Source organism: Streptomyces sp. NPDC048383, from assembly GCF_040651775.1.
Taxonomy (GTDB): Bacteria; Actinomycetota; Actinomycetes; order Streptomycetales; family Streptomycetaceae; genus Streptomyces.
Genome location: NZ_JBEZKS010000012.1, coordinates 143,986 through 161,610 on the forward strand (window position 1 = coordinate 143,986; position 17,625 = coordinate 161,610).

Annotated in this window: 14 protein-coding genes; 5 read left to right on the plus strand and 9 right to left on the minus strand. The window is 73.8% G+C overall.

From position 1 onward, the window contains the following. Positions 1–91 precede the first annotated feature (91 nt). Together AB0D46_RS11720 and AB0D46_RS11725 are read right to left on the minus strand one after the other, a co-directional pair. Positions 92–4,051 carry an ATP-binding protein gene (locus tag AB0D46_RS11720; RefSeq protein ID WP_362877121.1) on the minus strand — a complete coding sequence of 1,320 codons (3,960 nt, stop codon included), beginning with the start codon at positions 4,049–4,051 and terminating at the stop codon, positions 92–94. Positions 4,052–4,216: 165 nt separating this feature from the next. Next, the gene (locus AB0D46_RS11725) at positions 4,217–6,400 is read right to left on the minus strand and encodes a condensation domain-containing protein (RefSeq protein WP_362877122.1); all 2,184 of its coding nucleotides are present in this window, start codon (positions 6,398–6,400) and stop codon (positions 4,217–4,219) included. Positions 6,401–6,674: 274 nt separating this feature from the next. On the opposite strand from AB0D46_RS11725, the gene AB0D46_RS11730 reads away from it, so the two are divergent. Together AB0D46_RS11730 and AB0D46_RS11735 are read left to right on the plus strand one after the other, a co-directional pair. Further along, entirely contained in the window at positions 6,675–6,860 is a 186-nt protein-coding gene (locus AB0D46_RS11730; RefSeq protein ID WP_362877123.1) for a hypothetical protein, read from the plus strand. Positions 6,861–6,865: 5 nt separating this feature from the next. Continuing rightward, the gene (locus AB0D46_RS11735; protein WP_362877124.1) at positions 6,866–7,375 is read left to right on the plus strand and encodes a DUF5709 domain-containing protein; all 510 of its coding nucleotides are present in this window, start codon (positions 6,866–6,868) and stop codon (positions 7,373–7,375) included. A 36-nt stretch (positions 7,376–7,411) separates the two neighbouring features. On the opposite strand, the gene glgX is transcribed toward AB0D46_RS11735, so the two are convergent. After that, on the minus strand, positions 7,412–9,535 hold the full coding sequence (glgX, locus tag AB0D46_RS11740; RefSeq protein ID WP_362877125.1) for a glycogen debranching protein GlgX: 2,124 nt from the start codon (positions 9,533–9,535) through the stop codon (positions 7,412–7,414). Between the two features lie 133 nt (positions 9,536–9,668). Next, positions 9,669–9,926 (minus strand): hypothetical protein, encoded by a 258-nt coding sequence (locus AB0D46_RS11745; RefSeq protein ID WP_362877126.1) that lies wholly within the window; start codon positions 9,924–9,926, stop codon positions 9,669–9,671. 29 nt (positions 9,927–9,955) lie between these two features. Here AB0D46_RS11745 and AB0D46_RS11750 point away from each other — a divergent pair, with 29 nt between their 5' ends. Beyond that, positions 9,956–10,825 (plus strand): serine protease, encoded by an 870-nt coding sequence (locus tag AB0D46_RS11750; RefSeq protein ID WP_362877127.1) that lies wholly within the window; start codon positions 9,956–9,958, stop codon positions 10,823–10,825. An 88-nt stretch (positions 10,826–10,913) separates the two neighbouring features. On the opposite strand, the gene AB0D46_RS11755 is transcribed toward AB0D46_RS11750, so the two are convergent. From AB0D46_RS11755 to AB0D46_RS11770, 4 genes are all read right to left on the minus strand, one after another. Beyond that, positions 10,914–11,663 (minus strand): VOC family protein, encoded by a 750-nt coding sequence (locus AB0D46_RS11755; protein WP_362877146.1) that lies wholly within the window; start codon positions 11,661–11,663, stop codon positions 10,914–10,916. Between the two features lie 163 nt (positions 11,664–11,826). Next, positions 11,827–12,840 carry a DNA topoisomerase IB gene (locus AB0D46_RS11760; protein WP_362877128.1) on the minus strand — a complete coding sequence of 338 codons (1,014 nt, stop codon included), beginning with the start codon at positions 12,838–12,840 and terminating at the stop codon, positions 11,827–11,829. A gap of 68 nt (positions 12,841–12,908) precedes the next feature. Next, positions 12,909–13,274, minus strand: coding sequence for an STAS domain-containing protein (locus tag AB0D46_RS11765; protein WP_362877129.1), 366 nt, complete (start codon positions 13,272–13,274; stop codon positions 12,909–12,911). A 149-nt stretch (positions 13,275–13,423) separates the two neighbouring features. Further along, entirely contained in the window at positions 13,424–13,651 is a 228-nt protein-coding gene (locus AB0D46_RS11770) for a DUF2945 domain-containing protein (RefSeq protein ID WP_362877130.1), read from the minus strand. 251 nt (positions 13,652–13,902) lie between these two features. Here AB0D46_RS11770 and AB0D46_RS11775 point away from each other — a divergent pair, with 251 nt between their 5' ends. Next, positions 13,903–14,214, plus strand: a complete 312-nt coding sequence (locus tag AB0D46_RS11775) for a hypothetical protein (protein ID WP_362877131.1) — start codon at positions 13,903–13,905, stop codon at positions 14,212–14,214. 46 nt (positions 14,215–14,260) lie between these two features. Here AB0D46_RS11775 and AB0D46_RS11780 read toward each other — a convergent pair whose 3' ends face one another. Further along, positions 14,261–15,502: a spore photoproduct lyase family protein gene (locus AB0D46_RS11780; protein WP_362877132.1), complete on the minus strand. Its 1,242-nt coding sequence runs from the start codon at positions 15,500–15,502 to the stop codon at positions 14,261–14,263. A gap of 312 nt (positions 15,503–15,814) precedes the next feature. Here AB0D46_RS11780 and AB0D46_RS11785 point away from each other — a divergent pair, with 312 nt between their 5' ends. Next, positions 15,815–17,596: an N-acetylglutaminylglutamine amidotransferase gene (locus AB0D46_RS11785; RefSeq protein WP_362877133.1), complete on the plus strand. Its 1,782-nt coding sequence runs from the start codon at positions 15,815–15,817 to the stop codon at positions 17,594–17,596. The last annotated feature ends 29 nt before the right edge of the window (positions 17,597–17,625 follow it).

Below are 17,625 nucleotides of genomic sequence, written 5' to 3' on the forward strand. Positions count from 1 at the left end.
CGTCCGGCGGACCGATCGGTTCCGCCGGCCGGGAGAGGAGGCTCCGCGCGTCGGACGTCTTGTCCTGAACGCCGCGGCGGTGCGTGTCCGGTCAAACGCCGTCCGGTGGCCAGGTGGCGCGGTCACGGAGATGGTGGAACTCCGTCAGCTCGGAGGCGAGGACGTCGAAGTGCGGGAGCGGGGCCCACAGGCCGCGCTCGCCGATGACGTACAGGCGGCGTTTGGCGCGGCTCGCCGCGACGTTGAGCAAGTGCGGGGTGCGGGCCGCCCAGTCGCGGGCTCCGGGCCGGCCGCCGCCCAACACGAGGACGACCACGTCGGCTTCCTTGCCCTGGGCCCGGTGGACGGTGGCGCAGCGCTCCTCGATCAGTTCCGACGTCCAGCCCGCACGGCCGCGGCAGACCTTCTGGCATGCGCCGACGAGGGCTCGGAACGGGGCGATGACGCGCACGCGCTCGACGCCGACGCCGTGCCGGTGCAAGTGGTCGAGGACGAACTCGAAGGCCCGGCGGTCGCGTTCGCCCCAGGGGGCGTCGGCCGGGCGGGCCGGGTCGTCGGTGTTGAGCCAGCGGCTGGGGAGCAGACCGTCCCGTTCCGCGTCGGGGAACGGCTTGTCATCGGTGCCGTGCACCATGAGGCCGCCGTACGCGACCTCGTTGCTGACCGTGAACATCGGGTCCTGGCAGCGCCGGTGCACGCGCAGGGGCGCGCCCACCCAGACGTGCTCGTCGTCGGAGTCCGGGGCCGGCAGGTAGGTGCCGTAGCGGTTGGTCCGGTCGGCGACGGCCTGGGCCGAGGTGGCCGACGGAAGCCAGTGCTCGTCGACGCCGTAGGCGCGCAGCAGCCGGCGCTGAAGGGCCGTGGGCATGGTGACGACGGGTTCGAGCTGGAGCGGATCGCCGACCAGGACGGCACGACGCGCGCGCCACAGTGCGCCGGCGGCGGCCTGCGGGGTGGCCTGGCCGGCCTCGTCGACGAGGACCCAGCCGATCGACTCCCGGCCGAGACGGGCGAACATGCTGCCGATGGAGGAGAAGGTGGTCGAGACGACGGGCACCAGGAGGAAGAGGGTCTGCCAGGCGCTCTCGACCTCGGCGTCGGGGACGGGCCCGTTGGTCCCGGTCATCAGTTCCATGAGGACCTGGAGGTTGCCCCGGATCTTCTTCGCGGCCCCGGCGGCGAAGGCGCGGTGGAGGTCGAGGGCGCGCAGGAAGAGGTCGCTGCGCGCGGTGGACCATGCCTCGTCGGACCAGGGCGAGCCGAGTTCCTGTCGGGCTTCGTCGAGGTGCGACCAGCCGCGCGGCAGGGACGGCAGCGTCCGGGCCGCCTCCCGCAGTTCTCGGTGGCGGTCGTCCAGTTCGGTGACGGCGATCCGAAGGCCGCGGCGGGAGGAGTCGGCGGCCTGCCGGGAGTGCCGCAGGGCCGTGGCCGCCGCGGCCTCCCGCGTGCGCGCTGCCCGTTCGTGGTCGAGGGCGGCGCTGAGGCCGGTGGCGGCGGCGTCGACGGCGGTGCCGGACCTGTTGTGCCGGTCGGCGGCCGCGGACTCGGCGCGTACGGCGGCGGCGACCCGCTCCAGGGAGTCGTCGAGTGCGGCGCGCTGCCGGACGAGCAGGTACGCGATCTCGGCCCGGGCGAGCTCCTGCTGCCGTTCGGCGGCCTGTCGTTCGGCCGTGCTCCGCAGCAGCCGGCGCAGCCCGCCGCGCAGGCCCTGCTCGACGGCCGGGGGCGCGTCGTGGTGGGCGGTGAGCGCGGCGGCGTACTCACGTTGCTGAGCGGCGAGTTCCCGGGCGACCGACAGCTCCGCGCGGGCGGTGGCCAGTTCCTGGCGAGCCTGCGGCACGTATGCGGAGGCCGCCCGGTGTCCGGCCTCGGCCGCCGCGGTGGCGGTCCGGGCGGCGGCGGTGGCGGCAGCGGCCCGGTCCAGGTCCGCGGCAGCCGAAATGGCCAGATGGTCGGCCCGCGTCACGGCGGCTTCCAGGCCCGCGATCCGTTGCCCGGCCGACGGGGACTCGACGGCGGCCAAGGCTCCGGCCAGCCGGGTGCGGCCGGCCCGCAGTCGCTCGACCTCGGCGAGAGCGGTACGGAACGCCGCGACGGCGTCGGTCCACGACGGTACGGATTGGGCGGGTCCGGCCGCCGCAGTTCGGTCCGCGGGGGTCACAGCGCGCCGGCCGCCGGGCGTGGGCTTGGGTGGAATCCAATCGCTCAGGATCTCCCGCATGCCGCGCAGCGGCGGCTGTCCCGCGACTTTGCGGGCCTGGGTCTCCTTGTCGGGCAACCGGCCCCACCAGAACCGGTCCCCGAATTCCCTGCGGTTGGACTTGTTGCCGAGCACCGCCGCGACCAGACCCCAGGCCGGCCCGCCGAGGAGCGCGGAGGCGAGGTCGGAGAAGTGGTCGGGGTCGTCGTGCCAGTGCTCGCCGAGCGCGCCGATGCCGGGCAGTTCGGCGGTGATGTTCTCCACGGCGCCGTTGTTGGAGGAGGTGACCACGATCTCGAACCCGGTCAGCCGCGGGTCGAGCCGCGACACGAACCGGGCGTGCCGGCCCTGGCGGTCCTTGCCGCGCCACACCGGACCGGTGAACGCCTGCTCGGGCCGGTCGAAGGTGGCCAGTACCGCGGCCCGCTCGACGACCAGGGCGGCGACCAGGTCGCGCAGCATCGTGGTCTTCCCCGTGCCCGGCGGACCGTTCACGGAGAACATGCCGCCCTCGGTCCCCGCCCGGTCGGCGAGCAGGCGGTTGACCGCGAACTGCTGGCTCAGAGCGAGCGGGAACTTCGACGGTGCGGGCCAACGGCCGGCCGGGACAAGGTCTGGAGCCACTCCTTCCAGCACGATCCCGCGTTCCCGGCGCACATCCGTTCGAGCCTCCGCCGCGACGGCGTCCAGTTCGGTCAGGTACGCCTCCAACGCCGGCCCGATGTCCGTGCCGACGGCCGCGGATACCCGGGCCAGATCGGGCGGGAGCAGACTGTTCAGGAACGGGGCTGCGGCGGTGACCTTCGAACCGGGGTCCTGCGGTCGGCGGACGAGCCTGCTGCGCACCCGCAGCACCTGCGGCCGCAAATGGTCCCGTACCCCGCACAGGTCGGCGATCTGGGCGGTCAGGGCGACCAGGTCGGCGAACCCCAGCGCACGGGGACCGGCGCAGGCCCCCTGATCCGTGGGCATGTCCGGACCGTCGGTCGGCGCCCCCTCGGGGACGCCGCCGGTGCCGTCCGGTTGCCCGGACTCCCCCCGGTCCTCGGTGGGGCGCCGGGCCGCGACCCAGTCCGCGGCACGGCGAACCAGAGGTTCCGCCGCGCCCTGCAGCGCGGCGCCGGCGACCTCCCCGAACAGGGCCCCGACCGCGCCGACGGCAGCGCCGCCCAGAATCTCGGCGAGGAGCAGTTGCCAGCTCCTGCCGTCGGTCGCGCCCCGCGCACCCGCGGAGTCCGGCCACCGCTCGTACGCGGTGCCGGCGGTCGACGCGGTGGGGCCGTACGGGATCGTGGTGGCGGTGAGTTCACCGATCGCCTGGCCGAACGCGGTGTCGAGTTCCTCGAATCCGTCCAACCACCCTGGTGCGGACGGCCCCGGATCGAACAGTCGGCCGGTGGCCCAAGCGCAGGCGGAGACCACGGACGTGTCCTCGATCGGCCGGCCCTCGTCATCCAGGACCAGCGCGAACATCGCGCTCTGTCCGGAGAGCACCAGCTCGGACTGCGGCACGCCGGGATCGGGATCGGTTCCCGGCGGCAGTACCGCGATCATCGCTCGGCGAAGCAACTCCAGGTCGAAGACCCCGCCGTAGACCTCGTGGCGCCACATCCGACCGAACGGTGCCCGCCGAGCCCCCGTCTCCGGATGATCCGGGGCCCACGGCAGGGGCGGCGGTACCCGGCCCGGCTCCGGCGTCAGGTCGACGACGTACTCGTCCCTCGGCCCTGACCGCGCGGCGGGACGTCGGCGGGGCAGCGTCGGGATGGTCGGCGGACCGAACAGCTCGATCGCGCGCCAGCACTCCAGCAGGGCCTTCCGCCGACGGTCCTGCGCGTGTCCGCTCCGCACCCACTGCCCCCGTGTCGCACGCGCGGCATCCTGCCGCTCCCCTGAAGATCAGCCGTGTCGCCGAATCTACCGGACCGTCAGCGGGCCGGATCCCGGCCGCCTCCGGCGAGGCAGTGGTCGGCGGGTGGTTGGCGGCCGGTCGGCGTCATGGGGGGCGTCCGCAGGTCAACCGCAGGCGGCGGTCAGGGCGGTGGTGAACTCCGTCGCCAATTCGGTGATCACGGGGAGGTCGAAGGCCAGGGCGTTGTACTGCAGCCAGCACCGCATGCCGCCGTCCGGCTGCTCGACCACGGTCAGCTCGGGCACGCCCCGGTCGCCGCCCGGCAGCGGCCACGGGACGGTGCTGCCGCGCGGTAGTTCCCAGGGCTCGCAGGCCAGGCCGGGCAGTTGAGCGGGCGCGGCCCACGCCTCGTAGCGGAGCCAGGCCGCGAAGGGGACGGACGGGCTGAACTCGGCGAAGGGGTGGAGCTGGTGGTCCAACGCCTCGCTGTGCACCGTTCTCAGCCGGTCCACCAGTTCGGCGAAGCCGGGTCCCCCGCTCGCGTCCACCCGCAGCAGCAACGACTGGACGAAGCAGCCCACCGTCCGCTCGGCGTCCGGGCGCGGACGGCCGGGCACCGGGGTCATCACCACCAGGTCGGGTTGATCGCCGCGGCGCGCCAACAGTGCGGTCCAGGCCGCCGCGACGGCGAGGAAGGGGGTGGCGCCCAGCTCGGCCGCCCGGGCCCGCAGGCTTCCCGCCAACGCCGTCGGCACCTCGAACTCGTGCGCGGCGGTGAGTACTTCGTCCACCGACCGGCGGTCGGCGAACCGCTCGACGGCCTCCGGCGCACCGGCGAGCGCGGTCCCGAAGTGGGCCCGGGAGGCCGGCCAGTGCGCGTTCGCCCAGTCCACCAACTCGGCGTAGCCCGGGCCCGATCGGGCCGGCGGGGCGGAGCGGCCCCGCCGCAGCGCGGAGTAGAACACCCCGAGGTCGGCCAGCAGCACACCGACCGACCAGCCGTCGGCGACCATGTGGTGCATCGCGACGAGGACCACGTGGTCGGTCTCCGATCGGCTGACCACCAGGAGGCGCGCCATCGGGTCACGGGCCAGGTCGGTGAGGCGGTCGCGTTCGGCCAGCAGCAGGGCGTCGACCTCCGCGTCGCCGGCCCCCGGGGCCCGGGTCAGCGTGATCCGTACCCGGGGCTCCTCGTCCAGCACCGCCCGCACGACCCCCTCGCCGACCGCCTCGAACCGGGTCCGCAGGGCCGGATGGCGGCGGACCGCCTCGGTGAGCGCCAGGCCCAGCGTCTCCGGTTCCAGCCGGTCGGTGACCCGGAACAGGGCCGTCACCGCGCCGGCGTCCCGCCCGGGGGCCTCGGCCATCCAGCGGAAGAAGTTCTCCTGCTGGGAGGTGAGCGCGACGGCGTGCGGCTGCGCACGGAGCGCGGCCAGGTACGGCGTCACGGTCCCCGTTCCGGTGTAGGTGTTGACCAGCGTCGCTCCCGGCAGCGCCGCGGCCAGCGCCGCCGCCACCGGCACGGGCAGTGCGGCGGCGGAGGAGTTGACCAGGCGCAGACTGCTCAGGTCGTACCGCCCGGCGGTGCCCGCGTTGACCAGTTCGATCGCCATCGAGGGCACCAGGAAGGCCGTGCCGATCCCGAACTCCTCCACGGCGGCGCCGAACCGGTCCGCGTCGAAACGCGGCAGGCTGAGCGTGGTCGGCGCGGCGGTCAGCGCGCCCAGCAGCATCACCTGGCCCGCGTTGGTGCCGATCGGGAAGGCGTGCAGGGCGTGCCGCGAGTGCGCGTAGGCACGGCGGCGGGGGTGGGTGGTCAGGCCTGCGGTCAGGTTGCCGTGCGCGGCGAGTACGCCCTTGGGCGCGCCGGTGGTGCCGGAGGTGCCGATCACCTGGGCCGGGTCGCCCGGACCGACCCGGTGCGGCGGGCCGGCCGGCGGCTCGGGGTGCGCCGCCAGCAGGGCGTCCAGACACAGGTCCGCCGACCCCGGCAGCGCGGGTGCCCCGCCCTCCCGCAGGACCGTGCGGGCTTCGGCCAGCGCGGCCAGTGCGGCGGCGTCGGCCTCGGACAGGTCCTCGCGGACCGGCACCGGCACCCCGCCCGCGTACTGGACGGCGAGGAAGGCGACGGCGTACCGCTCCCAGCACGCGTTGGAGAACCGCAGCACCACCCGGTCGCGCGGTGCGACCCCGGCGGCGGCCAGTCCGACGGCGGCGCGGAGCGCCTCCTCCCGCCAGCGGCGAAAGGTGAGTTCCCCACCGCCGACGACCCGTAGCGCGCTGTGGTCCGGGTGCTCGGCGGCCCGTGCGTCGAGGAGCTCAGGGACGGTCGTCGCGGCGGGCGGCACGGTGGTGGCGATGGCGTTCTCCGATGCGGTGCGATGCGGTGCGGTGCGGGGGAGGGAGTGGGGCGGGCGGGCGGGTGCGGTCAGTTCAACCGGTCGGCGGCCTCCTCCTCGCTGAGGGCGTCGATCTCCGCGATCAGCCACGGGCCCGTACCCGCTTGCGGGGGACGATGTGGGGTAGGCGCCCTGTCTCGGAGGTCGGTCGGTGCGCAGGCCCGGCCGGACCGGCCGCCGAGTGTGCTGAACGGTACGTATGCCCGGACGAGAGGAACGCCCCATGAGCGAGAAGAAGCAGGAGCGCAAGCCGACCCCGCCCTCCGAGGCGCCCGGTGAGAGCGGCGACCGTGCGGCCCGCGAGGAGGCTCAGGACGCGATCGTTCCCGGGACGGGGGACGCCGGGAACGACAAGGACGACGACGAGGCGGGCCCAGGGCGCGACGGCCGGACCGAACGGGACGGGTGAGCGCCATGAGTGACGAGCAACAGATGGCGGACGACGTGTACCAGCCGACCGGCGGGAACGAGGACCAGGAGGACGCGGCGCCGCTGGACCTGCAGAACGCGGTGGGGGAGCGGACGTACGACGACAGGCTGGACGAGGGCTGGTCACCGCCGGAGAAACCGCTGGGCGTGACCAAGTACGGAACGACCGCTGCCGAGCAGCACGAGGGGGAGTCCCTGGACCAGCGGCTGGCCCAGGAGGTGGCCGAGAACGCGCCGGACCCGGGCGACGGGCTCGGTGACCTGCCCGGAGGCGACGGAGAACTGTGGGACGCCGAGGTCGGCACGGTGCGCGCGGGCCGGCTGACCGCTCCGGACCAGGGCGCGCACCCGAACACGACGAAGGAACTCGTCGCCGAGGACCACGGCATCGACGGCGGCGCGGCCGGTGCGGAAGAGGCCGCGATGCACGTGGTCGACGTACGGCCGGACGAGTCGATCGAGCCCGGCGACCCGGACGACGGCCCGTACGCGTAGCGGTCCCGTCCGCGGAGGTGTCCCCCGCTCAGGGCCTCAGGGCCTTCTGCCCGGGCGGCGCAGGACGCGCATGCTGCGGGCGCCGAGGACGGTCGTCGCCGTCGCCTTGATCTCCGTCTCGTCCTGGGCGTCGTCACCGTCGAGGGCGGTGTCGAGGGCCACCGTCCAGGTTTCGCCGTAGGCGGCTGGCGGAAGACGGAAGGACGTGTCCTCGGCCGAGGCGTTGAACATCAGCAGCAGCGAGTCCGGCGGCGCGCCGGCTCCGTCGCCGCCGTCCGCGGTGAGGCGGTCCCCGCAGAGGTAGACGCCGACGCTGCGGGCATCGGAGCGGTCCCAGTCCTCCTGCGTCATGCTCATGCCGTCCGGGTGGAGCCAGACGATGTCGGCCTCCGGTGCGGCCGCGTCCGTCGGCGCGCCCTGCGGGAAGCGCCGTCGGCGCAGGACGGGCTGCGCCCGGCGCAGGTCCAGGGCCCGGCGGGTGAAGGCGAGCAGATCGGCGTGCTCCTCGTCGAGGTCCCAGTCCATCCAGGCGAGTTCGTTGTCCTGGCAGTAGACGTTGTTGTTGCCGTCCTGCGTGCGACCCAGTTCGTCGCCGTGGGCGATCATGGGTACGCCCAGGGAGAGGCACAGGGTCGCCATCATGTTGCGCTGCTGCCGCGCCCGCAGGCGGCGGATCTCCTCGTCGTCACTGGGGCCCTCGACCCCGCAGTTCCAGGACCGGTTGTCCGCGTCGCCGTCGCGGCCCTCTTCGCCGTTCGCCTCGTTGTGGCGGTCGTTGTAGGAGACCAGGTCGCGCAGGGTGAAACCGTCGTGTGCGGTGATGAAGTTGATGCCGGCGCGGGGGCGCCTGCGGTCGGACTGGTAGAGGTCGGCCGAGCCGGCGATGCGGGCGGCGAACTCCGGCAGGGCCGCTTCGTCCCCCCGCCAGAAGGACCGTACGGCGTCGCGGTAGCGCCCGTTCCACTCGCTCCACAGAGCGGGGAAGTTGCCGACCTGGTAGCCGCCCTCGCCGATGTCCCAGGGCTCGGCGATGAGTTTGACCCGGCTGATGACCGGGTCCTGGTGGACTATGTCGAAGAAGGCGGACAGCTTGTCGACGTCGTGGAACTGACGGGCCAGGGTGGCCGCGAGGTCGAACCTGAAGCCGTCCACGTGCATCTCGGTGACCCAGTACCGCAGCGAGTCCATGATCAGCTGGAGGACGGCGGGGTGCCGCATCAGGAGGCTGTTGCCGGTGCCGGTGGTGTCGAAGTAGTGGCCGGGGCTGTCGTCGACGAGACGGTAGTAGGACGGGTTGTCGATGCCTCGGAAGGACAGCGTGGGCCCTTGCTCGTTGCCCTCGGCGGTGTGGTTGTAGACCACGTCGAGGATGACTTCGATGCCCGCCCGGTGCAGTTCCCTCACCATGGACTTGAACTCGGAGACCTGGCCCCCGAGGCTGCCGCCGGCCGCGTAGGCGTGGTGGGGGGCGAAGAAGCCGATGGTGTTGTACCCCCAGTAGTTGGACAGGCCCCGGTCGATGAGGAAGCCGTCCTGGGTGAACTGGTGCACCGGCATGAGTTCGAGCGCGGTGACGCCGAGCGCCCGCAGGTGTGCGATGACGGCCGGGTGCGCGACCCCGGAGTACGTGCCCCGCAGCTCCTCGGGAACCTCCGGATGGCGGCGGGTCAGCCCCTTCACGTGGGCTTCGTAGATGACCGAGTCGTGGAACGCGTGGCCCGGTGGGCGGTCCCCCTCCCAGTCGAACTCCCCGCCCGTGACGACGCCCAGCGGGACGTGGCCCAGGCTGTCGCGGTCGTCGGGCCGGCCCGGCTCCTCGGTGCTGTGTCCGCTCAGCGAGGGGTCACCGTCGATCTGACCGTCGACCGCCCGCGCGTACGGGTCGAGCAGCAGCTTGGCCGGGTTGCACCGCAGGCCCTCGTCGGGGTTCCAGGGCCCGTGGACGCGGTAGCCGTACCGCTGCCCGGGACCCACATCCGCCACCCGGCCGTGCCACACACCGCCGTCCACCTCCGGCAGCGCGATCCGACGCTCGCCGCCGTCCTCGCCGATCAGGCAGAGCTCCACCTTGTGGGCACAGTCGGAGAAGAGGGCGAAGTTCGTTCCCGAGCCGTCGTGGGTCGCGCCGAGGGGGTACGGACGTCCTGCGGATATCTCCATGAAGGAAGGTAAACACGGGATACGACCATGTGCCCGGATCCGACTCGGCCGAACGTGCGGGACCGGCCCGGCCGTGCGGCCGGGCCGGTCGGTCGCGGACGCCGACCCGCCGGCGGCCGGGCGCGGACCGGACTCACGCGGACGGTTGCGCCGCTCCCGACGCGTGGGCCCGCACCAGGGCCAGGTAGTCCGCCGCCGGACGGTGGCAGTCGCCGGGCCGGCGGGCGCAGACGTAGTTGCCGTCGACGACGGTGAAACCGCGGCGCGGCCGGGATGCCGTGTCGCGTACGGGCAGCGGGTACGTACTGGCGGCCGTGACCTGCCGTCCGGAGGTGTAGCGCGCCGTGGACGGGGAACAGGGAACGGGACCGGAAGCACTCAATCCGATCATCCACCTGCCCCCGTTCGAAAGTCCCCGTCATGGCTGGTTCCGCCCCCCTGCCCGCTCAGCACCGACAGCGAGCCGTCCGGCCCCGACCGGGACGTCGGCTGCTGACCCGGGCGGTGGCCGTCGGAGCGGTCGCGGTGCTGTACACGGCGGCTACGGGGACCGGAGCGCAGGCCATCGTGCGCGGAACGGACTCCTCCGAGCCGTACCCGTTCATGGTGGCCATCCCGATGACCCCCGGGGACGGCGAGGGGTCCATGGACGCCATGTGCGGCGGGGCCCTGATCGCCCCGCAGTGGGTGGTGACGGCCGGGCACTGCGCGCAGGAGGTGATGCCGGCGCACCCCAGCGGGACGGTGCGGGTCGGTAGTGACCACCGCAAGGCGGGCGGCACCGTACGCAAGATCGTCGCCAAGATCGTCCACCCGGGGTTCGACGCCGTCGGTGACAGGCGCTCGAACGACGACATCGCCCTGCTGAAACTGGACCGTCCCGTCCGTGAGCGGCCGATCCGGATCGCGGGCAGCGCGCCCGAGGTGGGCGCGGACACCCGGGTGATCGGATTCGGCACGGTGGTCGACGACCCCGAGCCGAGTCGGTGGGTGTTCCCCGACCGGCTCCAGGAACTGGACACGCGGCGTACCGCGACGTCGGACTGCATGGACATCAACGGCAAGGGCGAGCTCTGCACCAGCAGCAAGGTGCGGGGCGCGATGGCCTGCTCCGGGGATTCGGGCGGCCCGCAGGTCCAGCGGGTGGGCGGCCGCTGGGAGCTGGTCGGCGTGACCTCCGGCGACGGCGACTACGCCGTCGACCCGCACTGCGGGAGCGGTCCCGGCATTTGGACGTCGGTGTCCGCGTACAAGGGCTGGATCGACCGGACCATCGCCGCCCACCGCTGAGGCCGATCGGGCGGACGGGATTGGCGGCCGGCGTGCCTGCCCGTCCACCGGTACGGCCGAGATCCGTCCGGTCAGATCCGTGGTTTGGTCAGGTCTGCGCGGTCCGGGCCGTCTTGCCGGGGGCGACCAGGGTGAACGGTGCCCCGTCGGGGTCGATGAGGACGACGCGCCGGCTCGCGGGGGAGGTCTCGACCGGGGAGCCGGCCCTGCCGCCCAGCCGTCCGGCGGCCTCCACCGCCGCCTCCAGGTCGTTCACCCGGAAGTGGACGTGCCAGCGGGCACGGACCGCGGGATCCGGCGCCGCTTCGAGCGCCCCGCCGCGGATGCGGGCGATGGTGTCCCGACCGTGGCGCAGGACGACGTGGTCGTGCTCGTAGGACACCGTGCAGCAGCCGGGCCGCTCGCCGGCCCATTCGAGCACTTCGCCGTAGAAGATCGCGGCGGCGAACGCGTCCCGCGTGCGCAGTTCGAGCCAGGCCGGGGCGCTGCCGCGGCCCACCGACCAGTCGGGGAGCACGTCGCCCTCCCAGAGCCCGAAGACGGCTCCCGCGGGGTCCGCGGCCAGCCCGGCCCGCCCGGTACCGAAGGCCAGGGGACCGACGGCCATGGTGGCGCCCCGCTCGCGGATCCGGGAGGCGGCCACGTCGGCGTCCTGGACGGCGAAGTACGGAGTCCACGCGGCCGGCACGTTGAACACGTCCGTCACGGCGCCGATGCTCGCCACGGGCGCACCGTCGCGGAACGCCACGCTGAAGCCGTCACCGAAGGGTGCGGGCCGGAACTCCCAGCCGAGCACGGCGCCGTAGAACTGCTGCGCGGAGCCGAGGTCCCGGACCAGCAGGCTGACCCAGCAGGGCGCCCCCGAGATGTCGTGGCTCGATGTCGACACGGTCACCAGCCCCATCTGCCGCTCACGGGTGACGGACGTTCCCACACTAGCCCGGCCGGTCGGCCGGGCCCGCGAAGCCCGGCCGCCCGCGCGGCTCCCGGGTGGCGGCGCGTCACCCCAGCAACCTTAGGACGGCCGCCTCCACCTCGCCGTGCGTGGCGGGATGGCCGTACAGGACGCCGGTTCCGATCCGGTCCAGGGCCGGTCCGATCGTGACGCCGTTCTCGTACAGCTCGAAGAGCCGCGGGTTGATGTAGGAGGCACGGCACACCGCTGGGGTGTTCCCCAGGTAGCCGCTCACCTCGCGGACCGCTCGGGTCATCGCCCGCCTGCGCTGGGTGGGGGAGCCCGATGCCACGTTGCTGGAGACACCCAGGGCCACCGCCGCCAGGACGGTCGCGTGCCAGGTCCGGAAGTCCTTCGCGGTGATGTCCGCGCCGGACCGGGCGCGCAGGTAGTCGTTGACGTCGCCCGCCCGGACGTCGTGCCACACCCGACCCTGGCGGTACACGAACAGCTGGGACTCGATGGCGCGCCGGCGCAGCAGGGCCCTGACGACCTCGTAGGCGGCCGGGTCCACGAGCGCCCGTACCTGGTCCTGGCCGGACTTGCCCGGGTAGCTGAACGCGACCTCTCCCCGACGGCAGGTGGCGTGCTCGTGCAGCAGCGTCGTCAGCCCGTAGGCCTCGTGGTCCCTGCGGTACGTCGTGCCGCCGACCCGGAAGAAGCCGAGGTCCAGCAGGCGGCCGGTGCAGGCCAACACCCGGTCCCGGCCGAGCCCGCTCGCGGCGAGGTCGGCGGCGATCTGCTTCCTCAGCCGCGGCAGCCGCGTCGCGACCTCCAAGACGTGCGCGTGCTTGGCGGTCTCCTGCCGTTCCCGGAAACCTTCGTGGTAGAGGTACTGGCGCCGGCCCGCGGCGTCGGTCCCCATGGCCTGGATGTGACCCGTCGGCCACGGGCAGATCCACACGTCGGCCCAGGCGGGCGGGATCGCCAGCGCCTGAAGCCGGGTCGTCTCGTCCGGGTCCCGCAGAGGGGCACCGGCCGTGTCCAGGTAGCGGAAGCCGCGTCCGTGGCGCACCCGTCCGTAGCCGGGTCGGTCGGGGCGACTCGTACGCAGCCGCATGGTCGTGCTCCCTGTTCAGGCGGCGGCTCCGGCCGGGTCGGTGCCGGCGCGTGATCACCGCACGGGTGCTAGGCGGCGACGGCGACCGCGGCGCAGCGGGCTTCCACGGCGGCGACGGCCTGCGCCGTGGTGGCGTGGACGTCCGGGGCGGGTACACCGACGCCGGCCTCCAGGGTGCGGCGCGCCTCGACACCCGGGGTGACCACGGCCAGCGGCACACCGAAGCCCAGGCAGGTGCGGTGCGCCCGTACGACGGTGCTCACGGCCGCGGGGCTGATCGCCTCACCGGACAGTTCCAGGACGACGGGCGCCGCGCGGTGGGCGGCGAGGAGGTCGTCGATGTCCCATGCGGCCGTGGCGCGGCCGCCGATGTCGAGGTCCGCTCGCAGACGGATGATCAGCACGCCACTGTCGGTCACCTTGCTGGGCAGCACGGGCACTCCTTCTCTACGCCAATCACACCTTGTGTGCACCGTGTGCCCGCCCGTGGCGTTCGTATGCGCGCGGGACGCGGGGCCATGTACGGGGCGGCCGCGATGGCCCACCCTGCGGCCCGGCGCCGGCGGGGGCGCGCCGGCAGTGGTCAGGCGCCGCCCTTGCGTCGCAGTGCGCCGGGCTTGTGGACGGCGGTGCGACCCGTCTTCTCGCTCTCCACCTCGTACTGGGGCTCCTCGGGCGAGGCGGCGACCGTCCGGCCGGAGGATCGCGTGCGCCGGGTGATCCGACGCTTGACCTCCCCCGCCACGCGCCGGCCGTGGCTCTTCCAGGTGACCTCGTCGCCCCGGTGCAGTTCGTCATCGTGTCCGGCCATGTGGTCCTCCTCGGCGTCGCGGGGGCCGCCTTCGCGGCCGTCGTGGGGCGCCTGCCCCGCTCCGGTCGCCGCACGCCGGCCGGAGACGTCGGCCACTGGTCGGCGCTGGGAACGGCGAGGGGACCGGCCCGGCGGGCTCTTCGCGGCCGCCTCTCCGTGAGGCGCGGCGGGGACACCCGTCCGGGGGAGGGGACTGAGCCGTACGCCGGTCCGGGAGGGTTGATCCCGGGTGCCGGGGGCAGTCGCTCCCGGTGACCCGCAAGCCACCGCCGCCGCTGACCCCCGACGGGCGCTACATCATCGTCGGGGGCCGCCGCTGGCGAGCCACCGATCCGGCCGTGCCCGAGGACGCCGGTGCCCGGCTGCGGGTGCACCTGATGGCGGCCCGCCGAGCGGTCGGCGTCGCACTGCGGGCCGACGACCCCGGGGCGGAGCGAGCGGCCCGGGACCGGGTGCGGATCGCGAAGGTGGCCCTCGGAGAACGCGGCACCCCGTGGTGGGACCAGAGCGCGGCGGAGCGCGCCGCGCGGTGGCGGGACGGGCTGGCGGAGCTCGACGGCTGAGGCGCGGCAACCGGACCGGGATGCCGGGCCCGGGCGGCGGCCGGCGTCAGAAGGCGTAGCGGATCCGCAGCCACGGGGCGTGCGCGGCCACCAGACGGCGGACGGTGTCGACGGCCTCGGCCTTGGTGTCGTTGCGGTAGCGGACGTTCCAGCTGCCGTTCTCGGAACGCTTGGGCTGTTGCAGCTCGGGGCGCCACAGGGCGTCCTCCGCGCGCGGGTGCCAGCCGAGGTTCAGTTCGTGCAGGTCCTTGTTGTGCGTCAGCATGATCACCTCGGCCGCGGCCTGCTCCTTGACCGCCCGCGGCAGGACGTCGTCCATGTGTCGCAGGAGCAGGCTCCAGTCCGCCTCCCAGCCCGGCCGGACGACGACGGGCGAGAGGTTGAAGTGGACCTCGTACCCGGCCTCCAGGAAATCGCCGGCGGCCGCGATCCGCTGTTCGACGGGGCTGGTGCGGATGTCGAGCAGCCGGGAGTCCCGCGGCGGCATCACGGAGAACCGCACCCGGGTGCGGCCGCGCGGGTCGAGCAGCAGCAGGTCGGGGTTGACGAACTTGGTGGCGAAGGAGGCCTTGGCGGTGGGCCGGCGGGCGAAGGCGCGCACCAGGTCCGCGACGTTGTCGCTGATGAGGGCGTCCACCGAGCAGTCGCCGTTCTCGCCGATGTCGTAGACCCAGGCGCTCGGGTCGCACTGGTTCGGCTCCCGCTTGGGCCCTTGGCGCGTGATGTGCCGGTCCAGGTGGGCGATGATCCGCTCGATGTTGGTGAAGACGGTGATCGGGTTGGCGTAGCCCTTGCGGCGCGGCACGTAGCAGTAGGCGCAGGCCATCGCGCAGCCGTTCGACGGCCCCGGGGCGATCCAGTCGGCCGATCTGCCGTTCGGGCGGGTGGCGAGGGTCTTCTTCTCGCCCAGGACCAGGACCTCGCTCTTGACCCGGACCCAGCGTTCGAGGTTGCCCTCGTTGCCGTGGAGTTCGGGGATCCGCCAGTGCGAGTCCACGTCGATGACCCGGGCGTCGGGGAAGCGGGCCAGGATCGCCCGGCCGCGGGGCGACGCCGCGGCGGCGGGTTCCGCGTGGATCTCCCGTACGGACAGCAACCGGCGGGCGGCGGGGGAGTCGCGGTACGACGGCTCCCGCGCGGCCCGGTCGGCGGGGGTGTCCCCGGGCCCGGACCGCAGCTCCTCCAAGCCGAAGAGCGCGTCCGCGTCGTCCTCGGGGGCCCGCGACGCGCGGTCCCGGCCGGTCCCGTCCGGTGGCCGGGGGACGCCAGAGGCCGCAGGGTCGAACATGACCGCACTCCGTGATCCTCGCGCCGGCGACGTCGCGTCCCGAGGACTCGCGTCGGCGGCGGCCGACAGGGACTCACCACTGTAGGCGCCGCGCGCCGATCGGGTCCGCGCCCCGGCTGAGCAGGCCCGGGGCTTAAGGCGCGAGTGGGCGGGCAGGCGTCCGAGGAGTCGATCGCCCGTTCGGCCGGGCCGCACACGGCCCGGATCGAAGGGCACGGGAGCGAAGAACATGATGGACGTGGTGGGGCCCTCCGATGCGAGGGCCGTCGAAGGTTGTCCGCTGCCGCACGCCCACCGGTCGGGGGGCACTCCGTGTGCGGCCTGAGCGGTGAGGTGCGCTTTGACGGAGGCCGCCCCGATCTCGCCGCCGTCGAACGCATGACCGACATGCTGGAGCCGAGGGGACCCGACGGCCGCGGGGCCTGGTCGCAGGGGGCGGTCGCCCTGGGGCACCGACGGCTGAAGATCATCGACCTTTCGGAGCGCGGCGCCCAGCCCATGACCGATGCCCGGCTGGGTCTCACCGTCGTGTTCAACGGCTGCGTCTACAACCACCGCGAGGTGCGCCGCCGGCTCGAAGGCGTGGGGCACCGGTTCTTCTCCGAGTCCGACACTGAGGTCTTCATCAAGGCCTACGCCGAATGGGGTCGTGAGTGCGTCGACCACCTCATCGGCATGTTCGCCTTCGCGCTCGTCGAGCACCACACGGGCCGCGTCGTCCTGGGTCGGGACCGCCTCGGCATCAAGCCCCTGTACGTCACCCAGGACGCCGCCCGGCTGCGGTTCGCCTCCACCCTGCCGGCGCTGCTGGCCGCCGGGGGAGTCGACACCTCCCTCGACCCGGCGGCGCTGCACCAGTACCTGAGCTGGCACGGCACGGTGCCGGCCCCGCGCACCGTACTGGCCGGCGTACGCAAGATCCCGCCGGCCACCGTCCGCGTCATCGAGCCGGACGGCACCCACCGGGACCACTGCTACTGGCAGCCCTCCTACACCCGGCACTCCGTGCTCGGCGCGGACCCCGCGCTCTGGCGGGAAGCCGTGCACGACGCGCTGCGCACGGCGGTACGCCGGCGCACCGTCGCGGACGTCCCGGTGGGCGTGCTGCTGTCGGGTGGCCTGGACTCCAGCCTGATCGTGGCCCTGCTCGCCGAGGAGGGCCACGAGAAGGTGCCGACCTTCGCGATGGGCTTCGAATCCGAGAACGGCGAGGAGGGCGACGAGTTCCACTATTCGGACCTGATCGCCCGCACCTTCTCGACCGACCACAGCCAGTTCATGATCCCCTCCGACCGGCTCCCCGCCGCACTCGAGGGCGCCATCGCCGCGATGAGCGAACCCATGGTCAGTCATGACGCGGTGGCGTTCCACATGCTGTCCGAACAGGTCGCCAAGGACGTCAAGGTGGTGCTCTGCGGTCAGGGGGCGGACGAGGTCTTCGCCGGCTACCACTGGTATCCGCCGATCGCCGCGGTGGCCCGCGAGGACGCGCCCGCCGCGTACGCCGACGCCTACTTCGACCGGACGCACGACGACCTCGCCGCCATGCTGGACCCGGGCACCGGCGCGGCCCGCGACGCCTCCACGGACTTCGTCCGCGCCCACATGGCCGCCCCGGGCGCCGAGACCGCCCTCGACGCGGCCCTGCGGATGGACGTCCACGCGCTCATGCCCGACGACCCGGTCAAGCGGGTCGACAACATGACGATGGCCTGGGGCCTGGAGGCCCGGGTGCCGTTCCTGGACCACGAGCTGGTCGAACTCGCCGCCGCGTGCCCGCCCGAGCTCAAACTGGCGCAGGGCGGCAAGGCCGTCCTCAAGGACATCGGCCGCAAGATCCTGCCCCCGGAGGTCGTGGACCGCCCCAAGGGCTACTTCCCGGTGCCCGGGGTCCGGCACATGGCCGAGCCGGTGCTGGCCCGGGTACGGGACGCCCTGACCGCGCCGGAGGCGCGCCGGCGCGGGGTCTTCGACCAGCGGTACGTGGCGCGGCTGCTGGCGGAACCCGACCGGCACCGCGCCAAGCGCGGAGCCAACACGCTGTGGCAGGTCGCCACCCTGGAGCTCTGGCTCCAGGCACACGGCATCCACTGACCGCGGGGGCGCGCCCCCCCCCCCCCCCC

What these genes read in the sequence shown, in the direction of transcription:
- AB0D46_RS11735 (WP_362877124.1), top strand. Translation starts at nt 6,866, where the DNA reads ATGAGTGACGAGCAACAGATGGCGGACGACGTGTACCAGCCGACCGGC.
- AB0D46_RS11745 (WP_362877126.1), bottom strand. Translation starts at nt 9,926, where the DNA reads ATGATCGGATTGAGTGCTTCCGGTCCCGTTCCCTGTTCCCCGTCCACG.
- AB0D46_RS11750 (WP_362877127.1), top strand. Translation starts at nt 9,956, where the DNA reads ATGGCTGGTTCCGCCCCCCTGCCCGCTCAGCACCGACAGCGAGCCGTC.
- AB0D46_RS11770 (WP_362877130.1), bottom strand. Translation starts at nt 13,651, where the DNA reads ATGGCCGGACACGATGACGAACTGCACCGGGGCGACGAGGTCACCTGG.
- AB0D46_RS11760 (WP_362877128.1), bottom strand. Translation starts at nt 12,840, where the DNA reads ATGCGGCTGCGTACGAGTCGCCCCGACCGACCCGGCTACGGACGGGTG.
- AB0D46_RS11730 (WP_362877123.1), top strand. Translation starts at nt 6,675, where the DNA reads ATGAGCGAGAAGAAGCAGGAGCGCAAGCCGACCCCGCCCTCCGAGGCG.
- AB0D46_RS11780 (WP_362877132.1), bottom strand. Translation starts at nt 15,502, where the DNA reads ATGTTCGACCCTGCGGCCTCTGGCGTCCCCCGGCCACCGGACGGGACC.
- glgX (WP_362877125.1), bottom strand. Translation starts at nt 9,535, where the DNA reads ATGGAGATATCCGCAGGACGTCCGTACCCCCTCGGCGCGACCCACGAC.